At 38.6% G+C, this 17,332-nt stretch carries 15 protein-coding genes, 1 other RNA gene and 1 other annotated feature; of the genes, 14 read left to right on the top strand and 2 right to left on the bottom strand.

Features of this window, described 5'->3' with window-relative positions:
* Positions 1-118: 118 nt before the first annotated feature.
* Complete coding sequence (gene dnaA, locus C1712_RS08975) at positions 119-1,474, top strand: chromosomal replication initiator protein DnaA (protein ID WP_102268566.1); 1,356 nt, start codon at positions 119-121, stop codon at positions 1,472-1,474.
* A 146-nt stretch (positions 1,475-1,620) separates the two neighbouring features.
* Entirely contained in the window at positions 1,621-2,739 is a 1,119-nt protein-coding gene (gene dnaN, locus C1712_RS08970) for a DNA polymerase III subunit beta (protein ID WP_102268564.1), read from the top strand.
* An 83-nt stretch (positions 2,740-2,822) separates the two neighbouring features.
* Here dnaN and C1712_RS08965 read toward each other — a convergent pair whose 3' ends face one another.
* A complete protein-coding gene (locus C1712_RS08965; RefSeq protein WP_102268562.1) occupies positions 2,823-3,230 on the bottom strand; it encodes a hypothetical protein in 408 nt (135 codons plus the stop codon).
* Positions 3,231-3,351: 121 nt separating this feature from the next.
* On the opposite strand from C1712_RS08965, the gene nagA reads away from it, so the two are divergent.
* The 7 genes from nagA (at position 3,352) to serS (ending at position 12,769) form a co-directional block, all read left to right on the top strand.
* Positions 3,352-4,572, top strand: a complete 1,221-nt coding sequence (gene nagA / locus C1712_RS08960) for an N-acetylglucosamine-6-phosphate deacetylase (RefSeq protein WP_180963108.1) — start codon at positions 3,352-3,354, stop codon at positions 4,570-4,572.
* Between the two features lie 51 nt (positions 4,573-4,623).
* Complete coding sequence (locus tag C1712_RS08955; protein WP_245858111.1) at positions 4,624-5,172, top strand: GNAT family N-acetyltransferase; 549 nt, start codon at positions 4,624-4,626, stop codon at positions 5,170-5,172.
* Positions 5,173-5,419: 247 nt separating this feature from the next.
* A complete protein-coding gene (gene yaaA, locus C1712_RS08950) occupies positions 5,420-5,623 on the top strand; it encodes a S4 domain-containing protein YaaA (protein WP_102268556.1) in 204 nt (67 codons plus the stop codon).
* Positions 5,620-6,726: a DNA replication/repair protein RecF gene (recF, locus tag C1712_RS08945; RefSeq protein WP_102268554.1), complete on the top strand. Its 1,107-nt coding sequence runs from the start codon at positions 5,620-5,622 to the stop codon at positions 6,724-6,726. Before yaaA ends, recF begins: the two co-directional genes overlap by 4 nt.
* 14 nt (positions 6,727-6,740) lie before the next feature.
* Positions 6,741-8,657 carry a DNA topoisomerase (ATP-hydrolyzing) subunit B gene (gyrB, locus tag C1712_RS08940; RefSeq protein ID WP_102269837.1) on the top strand — a complete coding sequence of 639 codons (1,917 nt, stop codon included), beginning with the start codon at positions 6,741-6,743 and terminating at the stop codon, positions 8,655-8,657.
* 15 nt (positions 8,658-8,672) lie between these two features.
* Positions 8,673-11,150: a DNA gyrase subunit A gene (gene gyrA / locus C1712_RS08935; RefSeq protein WP_102268552.1), complete on the top strand. Its 2,478-nt coding sequence runs from the start codon at positions 8,673-8,675 to the stop codon at positions 11,148-11,150.
* A gap of 72 nt (positions 11,151-11,222) precedes the next feature.
* Positions 11,223-11,442, top strand: a binding site (T-box leader).
* Positions 11,443-11,485: 43 nt separating this feature from the next.
* Positions 11,486-12,769, top strand: coding sequence for a serine--tRNA ligase (serS, locus tag C1712_RS08930; RefSeq protein ID WP_102268550.1), 1,284 nt, complete (start codon positions 11,486-11,488; stop codon positions 12,767-12,769).
* 123 nt (positions 12,770-12,892) lie between these two features.
* Here the strand turns inward: serS and C1712_RS08925 are convergent, their stop codons facing one another.
* A complete protein-coding gene (locus tag C1712_RS08925; RefSeq protein WP_102268548.1) occupies positions 12,893-13,582 on the bottom strand; it encodes a DNA alkylation repair protein in 690 nt (229 codons plus the stop codon).
* Between the two features lie 317 nt (positions 13,583-13,899).
* Between C1712_RS08925 and ffs the strand changes: the two genes are divergently transcribed.
* From ffs to recR, 5 genes are all read left to right on the top strand, one after another.
* An RNA gene (gene ffs / locus C1712_RS08920) (signal recognition particle sRNA small type) lies at positions 13,900-13,997 on the top strand.
* Positions 13,998-14,033: 36 nt separating this feature from the next.
* Complete coding sequence (gene tadA, locus C1712_RS08915; protein ID WP_102268546.1) at positions 14,034-14,537, top strand: tRNA adenosine(34) deaminase TadA; 504 nt, start codon at positions 14,034-14,036, stop codon at positions 14,535-14,537.
* A 53-nt stretch (positions 14,538-14,590) separates the two neighbouring features.
* The gene (gene dnaX, locus C1712_RS08910; protein WP_102268544.1) at positions 14,591-16,390 is read left to right on the top strand and encodes a DNA polymerase III subunit gamma/tau; all 1,800 of its coding nucleotides are present in this window, start codon (positions 14,591-14,593) and stop codon (positions 16,388-16,390) included.
* A gap of 4 nt (positions 16,391-16,394) precedes the next feature.
* On the top strand, positions 16,395-16,703 hold the full coding sequence (locus C1712_RS08905; RefSeq protein ID WP_102268542.1) for a YbaB/EbfC family nucleoid-associated protein: 309 nt from the start codon (positions 16,395-16,397) through the stop codon (positions 16,701-16,703).
* A 1-nt stretch (position 16,704) separates the two neighbouring features.
* Positions 16,705-17,298 carry a recombination mediator RecR gene (gene recR, locus C1712_RS08900; protein WP_102268541.1) on the top strand — a complete coding sequence of 198 codons (594 nt, stop codon included), beginning with the start codon at positions 16,705-16,707 and terminating at the stop codon, positions 17,296-17,298.
* Positions 17,299-17,332: the final 34 nt, after the last annotated feature.

The following is a 17,332-nucleotide window of genomic DNA, read 5'->3' as shown; positions in this document are numbered from 1 at the left end:
CATCTCTATTTATTTTCCCCATTTTATTTTCTCTGCTGAAGGGATTTTTATCCAAATTAAATTTACATAGATTATTTCGCGCATTTATAGTAAAATAGATAAGCAAGGAGGATGATCTATGGTGCATTATACAGAAGGGCAATTAAATGACATTTATACACAGGTTTTAGATCATCTGAAAAAAATCTTGAATTTCCGTGATGAAGAATTCAAATACTGGTTTGGCAACTCTTATCTTTTTGATATTGACGATGATTTTGCTTCTATTGTTGTTACCACTAAGGTACATAAAACGATCATAACAAATTTTATCGAAGAAATCGCAACTGTTTTTGAACAAATCATCGGTAAAAAAGTCGGATGTCATATTTTTTTACAGGCAGAGATCAATCAGTCGATCAAGATTTCTAAAAATAATCTGTCTGACTTTGATTCCAAGTTTTTTAATACCAAATTAAAAGAAGAATATACGTTTGACAATTTTGTAACCGGTAAGAGCAATCGTGATGCGGAAGCGGCCGCAAGAGCAGTATGTTACTATCCGGGACAGTATAACCCTCTGTTTATTTTCGGTAATTCCGGACTTGGTAAGACCCATCTTCTGCATGCGATCGGCAATTTCATTCATGAAAACAATCCTGAGCTTCGTGTACTTTATATTTACAGTGAAGATCTGGTTACGCTGCTGATCAACGCTATGACGACCAAGACTGTAGAAGAACTGAAAGATAAGATCTTGACCTATGATTTTTTACTGATTGATGATATTCAGCGTCTGAAACAAAGCACTTCTCAGGAAATATTTTTCAATATCTACAATAAACTGATGAATGAAAATAAGCAGATCGTCATTACCAGCGATATTCATCCAACTGAATTAAAAGGCATTGAAAATCGTTTGATTTCACGCTTTTCCAGCGGACTTTCCGTACCGATCGGATCTCCGGAATTTGAAACAGCTAAGGCGATCCTGCGCAAAAAAATGGAAGGTCGTCAAAATGATAACATTATGATCAATGAAGAAGTGCTTGATTTTCTTGCAACTCGCTTTTCCAGCGATGTGAGAAAATTGGAAGGTTCTTTGAATGAATTATTTTTCAAAGCGATCTTATATAATCCGGAAGTGATCGACCTGGAATTTGTAACGGAAATTTTCAAAGATGATCCACAAATCAAAGTAGAAAGTGAATTGACAGCTGCACAGATCAAGCAGGTCGTTTGTGAATTTTACGGTCTTACCAAATCACAGATAGAAAGCAAAAGCAGGACCGCAACCATTGCAAATCCACGCCATATTGCCATTTATCTTTGTCGTAAGCATCTGAATATGCCTTTTGCAAAGATCGGTATGGAATTTGGCGGACGTGATCATACGACCATCATGTCCTCATATGAAAAAATGAAGAAGATGTTAAAGGAAAAAGATACTTTCCAGCAGGCGCTTCATAAGATCGAACGAAAACTCGGGGTTTAAGGTTTTGCACCGCATTCCACTTTCTTTCCCCTTAAAAAAATGATAAAATACCTTTGTATTATCACATATTTATGAGCTTTCCACCATTATCCACATGCTTATTATTATATCTTATATAGTAAAAGAATAAAGAAAGGAGCAATTTTATGTATTTTACAGTTTCTAAAAAAGACTTCTATAACGGTTTATCTGTCGTTGCAAGAGCAATTTCTAATTATTCTCCTTTACCTGCTTTCAGCGGTATTAAGATTGAAGCAAATACAGATGAATTGATCTTGACCGGCAGTGATTCTGATATTTCGATTCAAACCGTAATTCGTAATCAAGACGATTGCAAATTATCAATTAAAGATAACGGTGCAATCGTGATCGAAGCACGTTATATATTAGAGATCGTTCGCAAGACCGAGTCAGATGAAATCGAATTCGAGATCATCGACAATGCTTTGACAAAGATCAGTGGTAACGGCGCTGAGTTTAAGATCAACGGCATGAAGGCGACTGATTATCCGGCTATTGATTTCAGTAAGCCAAAAGAAGTATTTTCTTTTGAAGGACATTTATTAAAACAGATCATTGCACAGACTGCCTTTGCCACAAGCGATAAAGAAACAAGACCGGTATTGACCGGTGTAAATTTCCATGCGGCAGCCGGAAAGTTGAACTGTGTGGGAACGGATAGTTACCGGCTTGCGAAAAAGGAATTAAAGATTGATTCTGCTCTTTCTTTCAATATTACGATACCTGCCAAAAGTCTTGCGGAAGTCAGTAAAATCGTAGAGGATGAGGATCTGGTGGAAATTGCGGTAAATGACAAGAAAGCGCAGTTTATGATCAATTCTACGATCATTCAGACACGCTTGATCGATGGCGCATATCCGGAAACAGAACGACTGATCCCGACTTCTTATGAATACGAACTGAGCATGAATGCACACGATCTGCTTGGTGCGATCGACCGTGCTTCTTTCATTAAAAACGACGGTGTATCGGTAATTAAATTATCTTTGGATGAAAAAGAATGTATATTATCGACAAAAGCGCTGGAAGTCGGTTCTTCAACCGAAGTGTTGGCCGGAGCCATCTTCAAGGGTGAACATCTGGAAATCAGCTGCAATGGACGATATGTATTTGATGCGATCCGCGCTTTGGAAGGCGAAAGTGTCATTTTCAAATTCTGCGGTGAGATGAAGCCTTTTATCATCAAGGCAGCCGGCGATGATGATGTGCTTCAGCTGGTATTGCCGGTACGTACTTATGCATAAAGAGCGTGATGAATGCACGCTTTTTTTATGGCTAAATCATCTATAAAGAAAAACCGATCTTTTGATGATCGGTTTTATATCGGTCATAACTGATACTTCGCTTTTCCTAATTCTTTCTTTAAGATTTCATGATCATTTGTTAAATCTACATTTTTATACTTTGTCGTACTGATTTTCACATTGAAATAAGTGCCGTCTGCCATGAGCGAATAGACGGTGCCTTTTGATAAAAATGCTTTCTTCACTTTGACCAGTTTTAATTGTGATAAAGGAATCGTATAGGTTTTGATTTTATCTTTGATCTGATATTGTGTGCATAAGGCAAAATAAAGGTTTTCTGCACTTAATACGACAAAGCCGGTGCTTTGAAGCGAATGTTTTCCCATAGCTTCAATAAATGCCCAGTTTTTAGATAAGATCGGTTCCTTTATTTCAATATTTTCTTTGAAAAATGTCTGTAAATCCTGTTCAGTCATTTTATTGATATTCATATCATCACCTCATCTTAATTTCTATTCTATCATGGTAAAACGAAAATTGATATAGGACTGTTCAATTATTTGTTATAATGTTATGATTAAATTAAGAAAACAGTGAAAGGAGCGGATGGTTTTGAAAACACTGGTGATCTCTAAACAGCTTTATACTGAGAGAGGTTGTTTAGATGGTGGTATGGTAGTAGAAGACGGTATCATTTCTAAAATTTATTTACGTAAAGAGCTGCCTGATGCTTTCGATGGAGAAGTGCAGGATTTTGGTGATTGCAGAGTCATTCCCGGCTTGATTGAATTACACTGTCATGGTTATAAAGGATGGTCTGCTATGTCAGTTGACGTAGAAGAAATCAGAAATTTAAGCAGAAGCTTGACGACATGCGGTGTAACCGGCTATTTGCCTACCAATCATTTACGAAAAGATGTTTTAGAAAATTGTGCGGCAATCGCAGAGGTATTGGAAAATGGCAGCGACGGCGCAGAAATTTTAGGAATTCATATGGAAGGACCATTTATTTCAAAAGAAATATTAGGATCTGTATCTGCGGAAGATGTGTGCGAACCGGATCTTGCTTTAATGAATCGTTTTATCGAAGCTGCTCGTAATCATATTATCACTGTTACTTTGGCGCCGGAGGTCGAGGGCAATATGGAAATGATCGATTATTTGGTAGAGAACGGTATCAATGTTTGTATCGGACATTCCAATGCTACATATGAGATTTGTAAAGAAGCGGTGGATCGCGGGGCAGTTATTACGCAAAAGACGGGAAACTGTATGCGGGCGATCCATCAAAGAGAAGTTGGTGTAACCGGCGCTGCTTTATTGGATATGCGTTTGTATAATGAGATCAATTCCGATTTGGCACATTGCAGCAAGGAATTTTTAGAACTGCTTTATCGTTTGAAAGGATATCAAAAGTTGTGTATCATTGCCGACGCCGGCTATATGTCCGGCATGCCGTGCGGAAAATATGATCTGCCGAAAGAAAAAGGATATGAAGTAGGAACAGATGGTTTGCTTCATACTGCTGACGGTACGATCGACGGCAGTGCGTTGCATGTATTAAATGGTTTGAAAAACTGGGTAGAAGTATTGCATATTCCGATGGAAGAGGCAATTTGTATGGCTTCTTATAATCCGGCGGTAATTTGTCATTGTGCAGATCGCAAAGGCAGCTTAAAAGAGGGAAAAGATGCGGATTATGTTGTAATCGATGAAAATTATGAAGCATTGAAAACTTTTGTGAAAGGGCATCTGGTTTATGATAAAGGACAGGCAGAAGTATTTGAAAATCCTGAGTATTTACAATATCAAAAAGAAGTTTATGAAGGGTAGAAGTAGATCAATTTTGAACAGTCATATAAAATTTATGACTGTTTTCGTTCAATGGAGAATAAGAATGTTATGTTGTTAAAATATCAAAATTTAACGATCAGAAACGCAACGATCGATGATGCCGAACAATTAGCGATATGGTGGAATGACGGTACTGTAATGGCATATGTAGGATTTCCTAATGGCACCGGTCAAACAGCGAAGGAAATTGCCGCTATCCTAAAATATGATAGCGAGCATACTTGCAGACATTTAATCATTGAAGTTGATTACCTTCCTGCAGGTGAAATGAATTATCGTATCAAGGATAAGGATACGGTTGAAATAGGCATCAAGATTTGTGATCTTTCGCTATGCAATAAGGGATTAGGAAAGAAATTGCTCAGTATGTTGATCACATCATTGTTTTCTGATATGGGATATAAACGAATCACTCTTGACACGAATGCCGATAATAAGCGCGCACAGCATGTTTATGAAAAACTCGGTTTTAGAAAGCTGCAAGTTCATGAAAATTCATGGAAAGATCAATTAGGAAAATTACGATCCTCTATTGATTATGAAATGTATCGGGAGGACTTTGTGAATTTCGCAAAATGAATAAGAAAGCTTTGTAAATTGTTCTTCTATTTTTATTTATGCGTGTTACGATGATAAAATAATAAAATACCTTTTTCTATGTGAAATCGCTTGTTAAATACTGATTTTAATAATACAAAATCAATTCGATAATTTTAGAATACATGATGGATAAAAAAGTGAAAAAAGGATTGAAACATCTTGAAAAAGCAACAAAAGTCATTCATTTTATGGTATAATAATGAAGTCTATGAAAGAGGTTTTGCTTATGGAAATCAAGATCAGAAATGACTATATTACGCTTGGTCAATTTTTGAAATTAACGGACTTTATTCAAAGCGGCGGGGAAGCGAAAGCAGCGCTGCAAGAATTAGAAATTACGGTAAATGGCGTAGTGGAAAATCGCCGTGGCAGAAAATTGTATAGTGGAGATCAAGTCGTAATTGAAGGTCATGTATTTTTGATTCAATGATGATTACAAAACTCCACATTCGTAATTTTAGAAATTATCAGAATGTGGATCTTTCTTTTGATTCCGGCGTCCAGATGATACTGGGAAAAAACGCACAGGGAAAGACAAATTTATTAGAGGCAATCTTATATCTTTCTACGACACGCAGTCATCGAAGCAATGATGATCGAGATTTGATCCGATATGGCGAAGAATTGTTTATCATCGAAGGGGAAGTAGCCCGCAGTCGGCAGAAGATCAAATTAAAAGCAATCGGCGAATCTGGAAAAAAACATTTGATGATCTATCAGGAAACGGTTGCGAAAGTCAGTCAGTTTATCGGTGAATGCAATGTGATCCTATTTTGTCCGGATGATCTGATGTTGTTTCAGGCAGCGCCAAAAGTACGGCGCCGCTTCATTGATATGGAGCTTAGCAAGATGAGCAAGGTTTATACGCAAACCTTATTACAGGCAAACAAGCTCTTGAAGGAACGCAATCAATTTCTGAAACAGAATCAGACAGACGATATTTTTCTGGAAGTGTTAGATGAACAGCTTGCGGAAAAAGAAGTAACGATCATGGAACAAAGAAAGGCATTTCTAGCTAAATTGATTGAATTTGCGCAGCCTTTCTATCGGGAATTATCCGATGATGATACGATGTTGTCCTGTGCTTATCATACATTTGTTTCAGAGTGTGATAAGGAAAGCCGAAAACAAGCAATTCTGGAAAAGAGAAAAAAATGCAGAGAACGTGATTATATGTTGAAACAGACGACGATTGGCTGTCATAAAGACGATGTGACATTTTATCTCAACGATCATCCGATCGAAGAATATGCATCGCAGGGACAAAAACGCTGTGTCTTGTTGGCAATGAAAATCGGATTGGTGCATATGATCTATGAATTAACTAAGGAATATCCGATTCTACTGTTAGATGATGTATTTTCGGAATTGGATCAGGAAAGAAGAAAAAGACTGCTGAAGGCACTGCCGAAGGAAGTACAGATCTTTATTTCTGCCACCGATCTTGAAGTGATAGATTTAGAAGGACGATCTTTCCAAGTTTGGAAAGTTCATAACGGCACGATTCATAAATTAAAAGGAGGTATTTCATGATACATGGTACAAATATGGAACCGGAAAAGGTAGAACACTCTTATACGGCAGATGATATACAGGTATTAGAAGGCTTAGAGGCGGTTAGAAAGCGTCCGGGCATGTATATCGGTAGTACCTCTTCCAGAGGCCTGCATCATCTGGTATGGGAAATCGTCGATAACTCGATTGATGAGGCATTGGCTGGTTTTGCTACGGATATTACGGTTACGTTAGAAAAAGATGACGTTGTAAGAGTAGAGGACAATGGTCGTGGAATGCCGGTAGGAACACATAAGAAAACCGGAATTTCTACGGTAGAAACGATTTTTACCGTATTGCATGCCGGTGGTAAATTCGGCGGCGGCGCTTATAAGGTGTCGGGTGGTTTGCATGGCGTTGGTGCAAGTGTTGTAAATGCGTTGTCCAAATGGTTGGAAGTCAGCGTACACCAAGATGGAAAAGAGTATCATGCCCGTTTTGAAAATGGCGGTGCTACGGTAGAACCATTGCATGTCGTAGGAAATTCCGATCAGCATGGATCGATCGTTAGATTTCGTGCTGATGAAACGATCTTTCAAGAAACGACACATTATGATTTTGAAACATTAAACAGCCGTATTCGTCAGCTCGCTTTCTTAAATAAAGGCATCTTGCTGATTTTAAGAGATGAGCGGGAAGAGGAAGTACAGGAAGTACGTTATCAGTACAAAGGCGGTTTGAAGGAATATGTGCAATTTCTGAATAAGAATAAACAGGTCATCCATGATGAAATCGTTTATGTAGAAGGTGTGCAGGAAGGTATTGAAGTGGAAATTGCCATGCAATACAATGAAGGCTATCAGCCTAATATTTATTCTTTCTGTAATAACATCAATACGATGGAAGGCGGTACGCATGAAGATGGTTTCCGCTTGGCGCTTTCACGCATTATCGGTAATTATGCAAAAGACAACAATATGTTGAAAAAAGATGAAACATTGACCGGTGATGATGTAAGAGAAGGATTGACGGCGATTATTTCGGTAAAGCATCCGGATCCGCAATATGAAGGACAGACAAAGACAAAATTGGGCAATAGTGAAGTGAGAAGAATTGTATCGGGCATTTTAGGTGAACAGCTGGAACGCTTTTTCTTAGAGCATCCGGATACGGCTAAAACGATCATTGATAAAGCGATCCTTGCAAGCAAAGCGCGTATGGCTGCCAAGAAGGCGCGAGAACTCACGAGAAGAAAAAGCGCTTTGGAAATTACCAGTTTGCCTGGTAAATTAGCAGACTGCTCTTCTAAGGATGCCAGTGAGTGTGAAATTTATATCGTCGAGGGTGATTCTGCGGGTGGCAGTGCAAAGCAGGGCAGAAATTCTAAATATCAGGCGATCCTGCCGTTGCGCGGAAAGATTTTGAATGTTGAAAAAGCCAGACTGCATCGGGTATTTGAAAGTGATACGATTCGTTCGATGATCACCGCATTTGGATGCGGAATCGGTGATGAAATGGATCTTTCTAAATTGCGTTATCATAAGATCATCATCATGACCGATGCCGATGTGGACGGTGCGCACATCTGTACGCTTTTACTGACGTTCTTCTATCGGTTCTTAAAGCCGATCATTGAAGGCGGTTATGTATATATTGCTCAGCCTCCTTTATTTAAGGTGGAAAAAGGTAAAAAAGTCGTCTATCTTTATGATGAGGAAACATTAGAGGAAACTAAGAAAGAGTTTGGTGATAATTTCAATATACAGCGTTATAAAGGTTTGGGTGAGATGAACCCGGAACAGTTATGGGAAACGACCATGGATCCCGCTGCGCGTACTTTGAAAAAGGTCAATATCGAAGATGCGATGGAAGCAGACAGTGTATTTGAAATGTTAATGGGAGATGAAGTAGAGCCTAGACGTAAATTTATTCAGGAAAATGCAATTTATGTTAAGAATTTAGACTTTTAATAGGAGGTGTAGAACATGGATATCAATCAGGATCGTCTAAAGCAGGTCGATATATCAAAAGAAATGCGCAAATCATTCTTAGATTATTCTATGTCTGTTATTGTGCAGCGTGCTTTGCCGGATGTACGGGATGGTTTGAAGCCGGTACATCGCCGTATTCTGCACTCTATGAATGAATTGGGCATCGTTGCCAATAAACCGTTTAAGAAATCGGCACGTATTGTCGGCGATGTAATCGGTAAGTATCATCCACATGGCGACAGTGCGGTTTATGATGCGATGGTGCGTATGTCGCAGGATTTCTCATATCGTTATGAATTGGTACAGGGACATGGAAATTTCGGCTCGATCGATGGCGATGGTGCCGCGGCGATGCGTTATACGGAAGCAAAGATGTCTAAGATCGCTATGGAAATGATGAAAGACATCAATAAGGATACCGTTGATTTTATGGATAACTATGACGGCGAGGAAAAAGAACCGGTCGTACTGCCGGCCCGTTTTCCAAATTTATTGGTGAATGGATCGGTGGGTATCGCGGTTGGTATGGCAACTAATATTCCGCCGCATAATTTAACAGAAACGATCGATGCGACGTTGGCGGTCATGGATCAGCCTGATATCAGTGTATTGGAACTGATGTCAATTATCAAAGGTCCGGATTTTCCTACCGGCGGTATTATTTTAGGCAGAGCAGGCATCAGACAGGCCTATGAAACCGGACGCGGTTCGATCATGATTCGCTCGAGGACTGAAATAGACGAACTGCCAAACGGTAAACCGCGCATCATCGTTACGGAAATTCCGTATATGGTAAATAAAGCGAATCTTGTAGAAAAGATCGCTTCCTTAGTAAGAGAGAAAATCGTGGATGGAATTACCGATCTGCGTGATGAATCCAGCCGTGAAGGAATCCGCATCGTGATCGAAATGCGTAAAGATGTACAGCCGGATGTCATTTTGAATCAGCTATTTCGTTTAACGGCGTTACAGACTTCTTTCGGTGTCAATACGTTAGCTTTGGTAAACGGTGAGCCTAAGCAGCTGGGACTAAAAGATGTATTGCGTCATTATATTGATCATCAGATCGATGTAACCGTGAGAAGAACCAAATATGATTTGAAGAAAGCGGAAGATCGTGCCCATATTTTGGAAGGATTGCGAATTGCACTGGATCATATTGATGCAATTATTAAGTTGATCCGTTCTTCTAAAGATGATGAAGAGGCGCTGCATGGTTTAATGGAGCAGTTTGGCTTAACCGAAATACAGGGAAAAGCAATCTTAGAAATGCGTTTGCGCCGATTGACCGGTTTAGAACGGGATAAGATCGAAAGCGAATACCAGCAGTTATTGGAAACGATTGCCGATCTGAAAGATATTTTAGCCAATCATGCGCGTGTCTTGCAGATCATTCATGATGAATTAACAGAAGTGAAAAATCGTTATGGTGATGAACGCCGCACTGAAATCAGTGATGCAAATTATGATATGCAGGATGAAGATCTCATTCCGGTAGAGGAAAGCGTCATTACGATGACGACAAATGGTTATATCAAACGTTTACCGGTAGATACCTATCATACGCAGAATCGCGGAGGACGCGGTATCAAAGGAATGGCATTAAATGAAGATGATGTCATTGAATTTATCTTAACGATGTCATCGCATGATTATTTGATGTTCTTTACGAATAAAGGAAAGGTTTATCGTATCAAGGGATATCAGGTGCCGAATGCATCGCGTACCGCAAAAGGATTGCCGATCGTTAATCTGCTTTCCATGGAAAAAGACGAAAAGGTACGTGCTTTGATTTCTATTGAAAGGGAATGTGACAGCGCTTATTTATTGTTTGTAACGAAATACGGTACAGTAAAACGTGTTGCGCTGGATGAATTTGCTTCTATTCGTCAAAACGGCAAGATCGCAATTACATTGCGTGACGGTGATGAATTGGTTGCGGTAAAAGAAACAAACGGATCTGATGAGATCATCATTGCCGGTTCTAATGGCAAGGCGGTGCGTTTCAATGAAAATGATATTCGTCCGATGGGACGTACGGCAAGCGGAGTAAAAGGATTTAATACAGACGGCAGTGAGGTTGTCGGCGCTGCTACGACCAAAGAAGGAGAATATATCTTGGTTGTCAGTCAGAATGGTTATGGAAAACGCTCCGCAATTGAAGATTATCGTTTGACTAGCCGAGGAACAAAAGGTGTCAAAACGATCAATCTTACGGAAAAAACCGGTGATCTGGTAAGCGTACGTGCTGTGCATGGAGAAGAAGATGCGATGATCGTTACAGATGAAGGCATCATCATTCGTATTTCTTTGAAAAATGTCGGTGTTTACGGCAGAAATACCCAAGGTGTGAAACTGATCAATGTGAGCGATGGCCAGTCAGTGGCAAAAGTTGCGATCATTGATGCGGAAGAAGAAGTTTCTGATGATGAGGTTGAAACTGAAAATCATACGGAAACAGCACAGGCATAGATAACAGCGCCATAGTCTTTGGATTATGGCGCTTTTCATTGACTTTTCATGGAAACAATGATATAAAATACACATAAATCGTTGAATGGGATAAGTAAAGAATGTAATTATAAGCAGAGAGATGACGGCTGGTGCAAGTCATTTATGATCATTCTTGAAATCAACCCATGAGTGAGCAGAGGAATTTCAGTATTCTGCTTCGGTGGTACCGTTATCGCTGTCGAGTGAAATATAGAATGTTGCGTAAATTCTATATTTAAGAAGGGTGGCAACACGAGGTATCGTCCCTTTATGGACATGCCTTTTTTATTTGGCAAAATAAGGAGGAATTGACAATGTTGGATATGAAAGTAATTCGGGAAAATCCGGAATTGGTAAAAGAGAATATCAGGAAGAAATTTCAGGATGAAAAGATTGCACTGGTTGATCAGGTAATCGTGTTAGATCGTGAAAATCGAGAAACAAAACAAAAAGCAGATGATCTGCGTATGATGCGCAATAAACTGTCTAAGGAAATCGGTACTTTGATGAAGCAAGGCGCAAAAGAAGAAGCTATGGCTAAAAAGGCACAAGTACAGTCGATGGCCGAAGAGCTTGCCCAGCTGGAAGAAAAGGAAGATCAGTTAGCGGAAGAAATCAAAAAAATTATGATGGTGATTCCGAATTTGATCGATCCATCTGTTCCGATCGGAAAAGATGACAGTGAAAATGTTGAATTAAAACGATATGGGGAACCGGTAGTGCCGGATTTTGACATTCCTTATCACAGTGAGATCATGGAAGCATTTGACGGCTTAGATTTGGATAGTGCAAGAAAAGTTGCGGGAAATGGTTTTTACTATTTAATGGGAGATATCGCCCGTTTACATTCCGCAGTCATCGCTTATGCACGAGATTTTATGATCGATAAAGGATTTACTTATTGTGTTCCTCCTTTTATGATCAGAAGCAATGTCGTTACCGGTGTTATGAGTTTTGCGGAAATGGAAAGCATGATGTATAAGATTGAAGGAGAAGATCTATACTTGATCGGAACGAGTGAACATTCGATGATCGGAAAGTTTATTGATACCATTTTGGATGAAAACAAACTGCCTTATACTTTGACAAGTTATTCTCCTTGCTTCCGTAAGGAAAAAGGAGCGCATGGTATTGAGGAACGCGGTGTATATCGTATCCATCAGTTTGAAAAGCAGGAAATGGTTGTGGTTTGTAGACCGGAAGAAAGTGCGATGTGGTTTGAAAAACTGTATCAATATACGGTGGAATTGTTTAGAAGTTTAGATATCCCGGTTCGTACTTTAGAATGTTGTTCAGGGGATTTGGCTGATTTGAAGTGCAAATCGGTTGATGTGGAAGCATGGAGTCCACGACAGAAAAAGTATTTTGAAGTAGGCAGCTGCTCTAATTTAACAGATGCGCAGGCACGCCGCTTAAAAATCCGGGTCAATGGAAAAGACGGAAAGTATTTTGCACATACATTGAATAACACGGTTGTGGCACCGCCACGAATGTTGATCGCTTTTTTAGAGAATAATTTGAATGCAGATGGAACGATCAATATCCCGGAAGCGTTGCAGCCATACATGGGCGGTATGAAAAAGATCGTGCGTAAATAAAATTGAAAAAGACAAACGAAGCGAGCGATAAGCATAGAGTTAGGCGTTTGTCTTTTTTTATGTTGATGAGTGTATATGATAATATCGAATGGAGTGAAAAATCATTTTAGTGTGCTGAAAAAATTATTCTCTTTTCAGTGTTTGATAGTATGCTTTCTTTTCTTTTGAAATGCGCGTGCTTTCTCTTGCTTTTTGCAGCGTTTTATTGAAAGTAAAGGTGTCTATCTTACTTTTATGCAAGTAAAGTTCGGTTTGATCAGGAAAATGAATGAGCATGACACTGAGCAGCCACGCGATTGCCATTTGGACATAGTAACTTTTTTCATATGACATATCACAATATTGAAAGAGAGTAGGAAGATAGATCTCTTCTAAATAATGATCCAATAACAGAACATAAACGATTCTCTGTTTCCATGGATCTTTGCTATTCCATAGTTTGGAAAGATAGGAAAGGAAACGATCTTTATTCTCTTTCTTTTTGATCCATTTTTGGCGAGCGCACACAAGATCGCAGGTTGCCCAATTATCGACAAGAGAAGTAAATTTATCAAAATAATGAACTTTTTGTGCATAGTCTAATTTTGCGTAGCCGACGATGAAGCCGTAGATGACATCTGTTTCGTAGCATGTCTTTTGATATTGATCAAGGAAGTATATTGGATTTTCTTTCGCTAGTGTTTTTGCAATCTGTTCCAGTATCGGCGTGCGCACGCCGATTAAATCGGTATTGACACCTAAACTGCTATGAAACTGTTTATATTCTAAATCCTGATGTTTCTTTAATTCTTCTAATAGAGATGCGGTATCCATAAAAATTCTCCTTCCATGTTTTGTTAATAGTATAACATAGATTTCATAAACAAGAAGAGTCGTTACTGAGAGGATCGGATATATTTATATTTTGATAATCAAATTAAATATAATCATGTTGATACAATAGTTAGGGAACAGATCATACTGAATTATTGTGCAGTGATGATTCTTCTTTTTTATGGCTATAAAAAGGATAAATTGAAGGGGAGAATATGCTTACTTACGGTAAAGTGATAATGCAAAGGATTTGATTTTATATGTTATACGGTTAAATAAAGGATTTATATTGTGTAATACGGTAAAACATGCTATAATTTACTAGCTACTACAATAGCATGTACTGAATCTGGTCAGGTCGGGAACGAAGCAGCCATAAGGTGCCTCTGTTATGTGTAGTAGTTTTTATTTATACGTTTCACGTGAAACATATACTAGGCAGGTGCGGCATATGGATAGACATGAAAAATATATGAAATTAGCGATAAAGGAAGCGATAAAAGCACTGGAAAAAGATGAAGTGCCGATTGGATGTGTGATCGTAAAAGATGATAGAGTCATTGCTCGTGGTCATAATTTACGGGAATCTAGGCAAAGTGCATCGGCGCATGCAGAGATGATTGCGATTGAAAAAGCATGTAAAAAGATTGGATCATGGCGATTAGAAGATTGTGATTTATATGTAACATTAGAACCATGCCCAATGTGTTCCGGTGCCATCTTACAATCACGTATTAAAAATGTTTATTATGGCGCTTATGATCCAAAAGGCGGGTGTCTGCATAGTTGTATGAATCTATATGAAGTAAAAGGGTTCAATCACTATCCAAATGCGCATGCAGGAATTTTGGAAGAAGAATGCGCACAGATGCTAAGAGATTTTTTCAAAAATAAGCGCAGCATAAAAAAGGCAGAACGTAAAGGAATTGCAGAGATTAAGAAAAACAATGTCTAGGATTAGATGTTGTTTTTTGTTATAATAATAACAGTAACGGAAGTTGGTGAACTATGGGATATAAAGCATTATATCGAACATATCGACCGTCAAATTTTAATGAAGTTGCCGGTCAGCAGCATATTGTAAAAACATTGAAAAATGCAGTAGAACAAAATAAGATCGCTCATGCTTATTTATTTTGTGGGCCGAGAGGTACAGGTAAAACTTCGATCGCTAAAATTTTTGCGAAAGCAGTAAATTGTACCGGCGAAGGTGAGAAACCGTGCGGAAAGTGTCCGAACTGTATTGCGATTGCCGAGGGAACACACCCGGATATCGTTGAAATTGATGCCGCAAGTAATAATGGTGTTGAAGAAGTAAGAAATTTGATCGAAAAGGTTAAGTATGCACCGATCGAAGGAAAATATAAAGTTTATATCATAGATGAGGTGCATATGATGTCTGCAGGTGCATTCAATGCATTATTAAAAACGATCGAAGAACCGCCTGCACATATCATTTTTATCTTGGCAACAACTGAACCGCAGAAAGTGCTGCCTACGATTATATCAAGATGCCAACGCTTCGATTTCAACCGGGTCAATCCTGAAGAAATGATTCCGTATTTACAGGGAATATTAGAAAAGGAACAGATCAAATGCGAAGATGAAGTGATCAGAATGATCGCACAGCTGTCTGATGGCGGTATGCGTGATTCCCTGAGTATTTTAGATCAATGTATCGCATATGCACAAAATGATATAAAAGTAACGCATATCAATGAAATTTATGGAATTACAACAACACAAGATAAACTGCATTTATTGAAATGGGTAAAAGAAAAAAAGATTGCGGATTTGATGAATGCGCTGGATCGAATGAATGAAAAAGGAACAGACATCAAGCGTTTAACAATGGATCTAGTTGAATTACTGAAAGAGTCAATTATTTTCGAATATACAAATGATCAGGCGTTGCTTCATTATCTGAATGAAAGTGAGGTTAATGAGATCATTTCGTTGTATCAAACTGATGTGCGTTTACAGATTATTGATGTTTTACTGGAAACTTATGATAAATATCGCAATGCGGCCAGTGTGGCTTCCTATTTTGAAGTAGCGTTATTGAAATGTATGTATTTTGAGAAAGACCAATCGCAGAATATACCGGCAATAAAAAATCATTCACATCAAGAACAGAAAACGATCAGCGTTGCACAAAAAAATAAGAAAGAAGATGTTTCACGTGAAACAATCAATACAGAAACAATAGAAGAAGATAAAACAGAAGATAGTGAAGCAATAACAGATATTCCATTAGTAGAAGAAATAAATACAGAAGAAATGAAACAAGAGCATGAGGAGACTGCCGCAGAGGCAGAACCATCAGTAAAGCCACTTAAGGATGAATTGGTGGTACGGCTGCTTGTTGGTGCCAATAAACCGGAAAAAATGAAAGATATGGAATATATGAAAAAAATTCCGGAATATTTGCTTGATATGGAATGGGGGAAATATGCCAATTTATTGAGTGATTGTACGATTACGGCAAGCGGTGCGCAATATTTGATTATCTGTGTAGAAAATCAGCCAATCGTAAATGAAATCAATGAATTAGACAGTAACAATCAGTTTTTACAGTTTACCGCTAAAATTTTCGAGAAAAACAAAAAGGTATTCGCGATTACAACAGAGCAGCAAAAACGTGTAATCGCACAATTCAAACAGGCGATGGCTGCCAATGCTCTGCCGGAACCCATCACTTTTGAAGAGTTGGAAAATGATCAAGAAGAAACGATTAAGGAGAAAACAGAACAAGAACTGGTGGAAGAATTGTTTGGGAAAGATCATATCGTTGTAATGGAGGAATAAATCAATGAATATTCAAAGTTTATTAAAGCAAGCACAAAAAATGCAGAAAGAATTAGAAGTAATCGAAAAAGAATTGGAAACAAGAGAATATGCCGCAACTGTAAATCAAGGCGATGTGAATGTAGTGTGCAATGGCGCAATGCAGATCCAATCACTGACGATCAAAGAAGAGCTGATTCAAGAAGGCGATAAAGAAAAAATACAAGACCTTGTTACAACAGCAGTCAATGCGGTACTGCGAAAGGCAGTCAGCGATAAAAACGAAGTGATGAAAAAAGCGACCGGTGGAGTGAAATTGCCGGGAGGATTCTGATATGTATCCAAAGCAATTTGAACTGCTGATCGAGAGTTTTCGTAAATTATCCGGTGTCGGGGCAAAGACTGCTGAGCGCTATGCCTTCGAGGTGCTGAATTGGGAAGATGAAACATGGAAACAGTTTGTTGATGCCATTCAAAATACGAAAACAAAATTGCATCAGTGTGAGCGTTGTGGGAATATCAGTGAAGAGACGCTTTGTGAAATATGCAAAGACAACACAAGAGATCAGCATGTAATCTGTGTTGTGCAAGAGGTAAGAGATATTGCCGCAATCGAAAAGATCAACGAATATCAAGGACAGTATCATGTCCTAAATGGTGTGATCAATACAAGTAAAGGAATCCTGCCTGATGATCTCAATATCGCTTCTTTAGTAGAACGCGTAAAGCAACAAGAAGTAAAAGAAGTAATCATCGCAATGAATCCGACCATTGAAGGTGAAACAACGGCATTATACCTTGGAAAACTGTTAAGTGAATATCCGCTTAAAGTTACCCGTTTGGCACATGGTCTGCCGATCGGTTCTCATATCGACTATGCAGATGAATTGACCCTTTTGAAAGCATTGGAAAATCGAACAGAATTATGATGAATTGGAAAAAGAGGCTGATTGCCTTTTTTTG

Origin of the sequence: Massilicoli timonensis, from assembly GCF_900199515.1 — a bacterium.
GTDB lineage: Bacteria > Bacillota_I > Bacilli_A > Erysipelotrichales > Erysipelotrichaceae > Massilicoli > Massilicoli timonensis.
The sequence above is the reverse complement of the archived record's forward strand: the minus strand, read 5'-3'. Positions and strand labels throughout refer to the sequence as shown.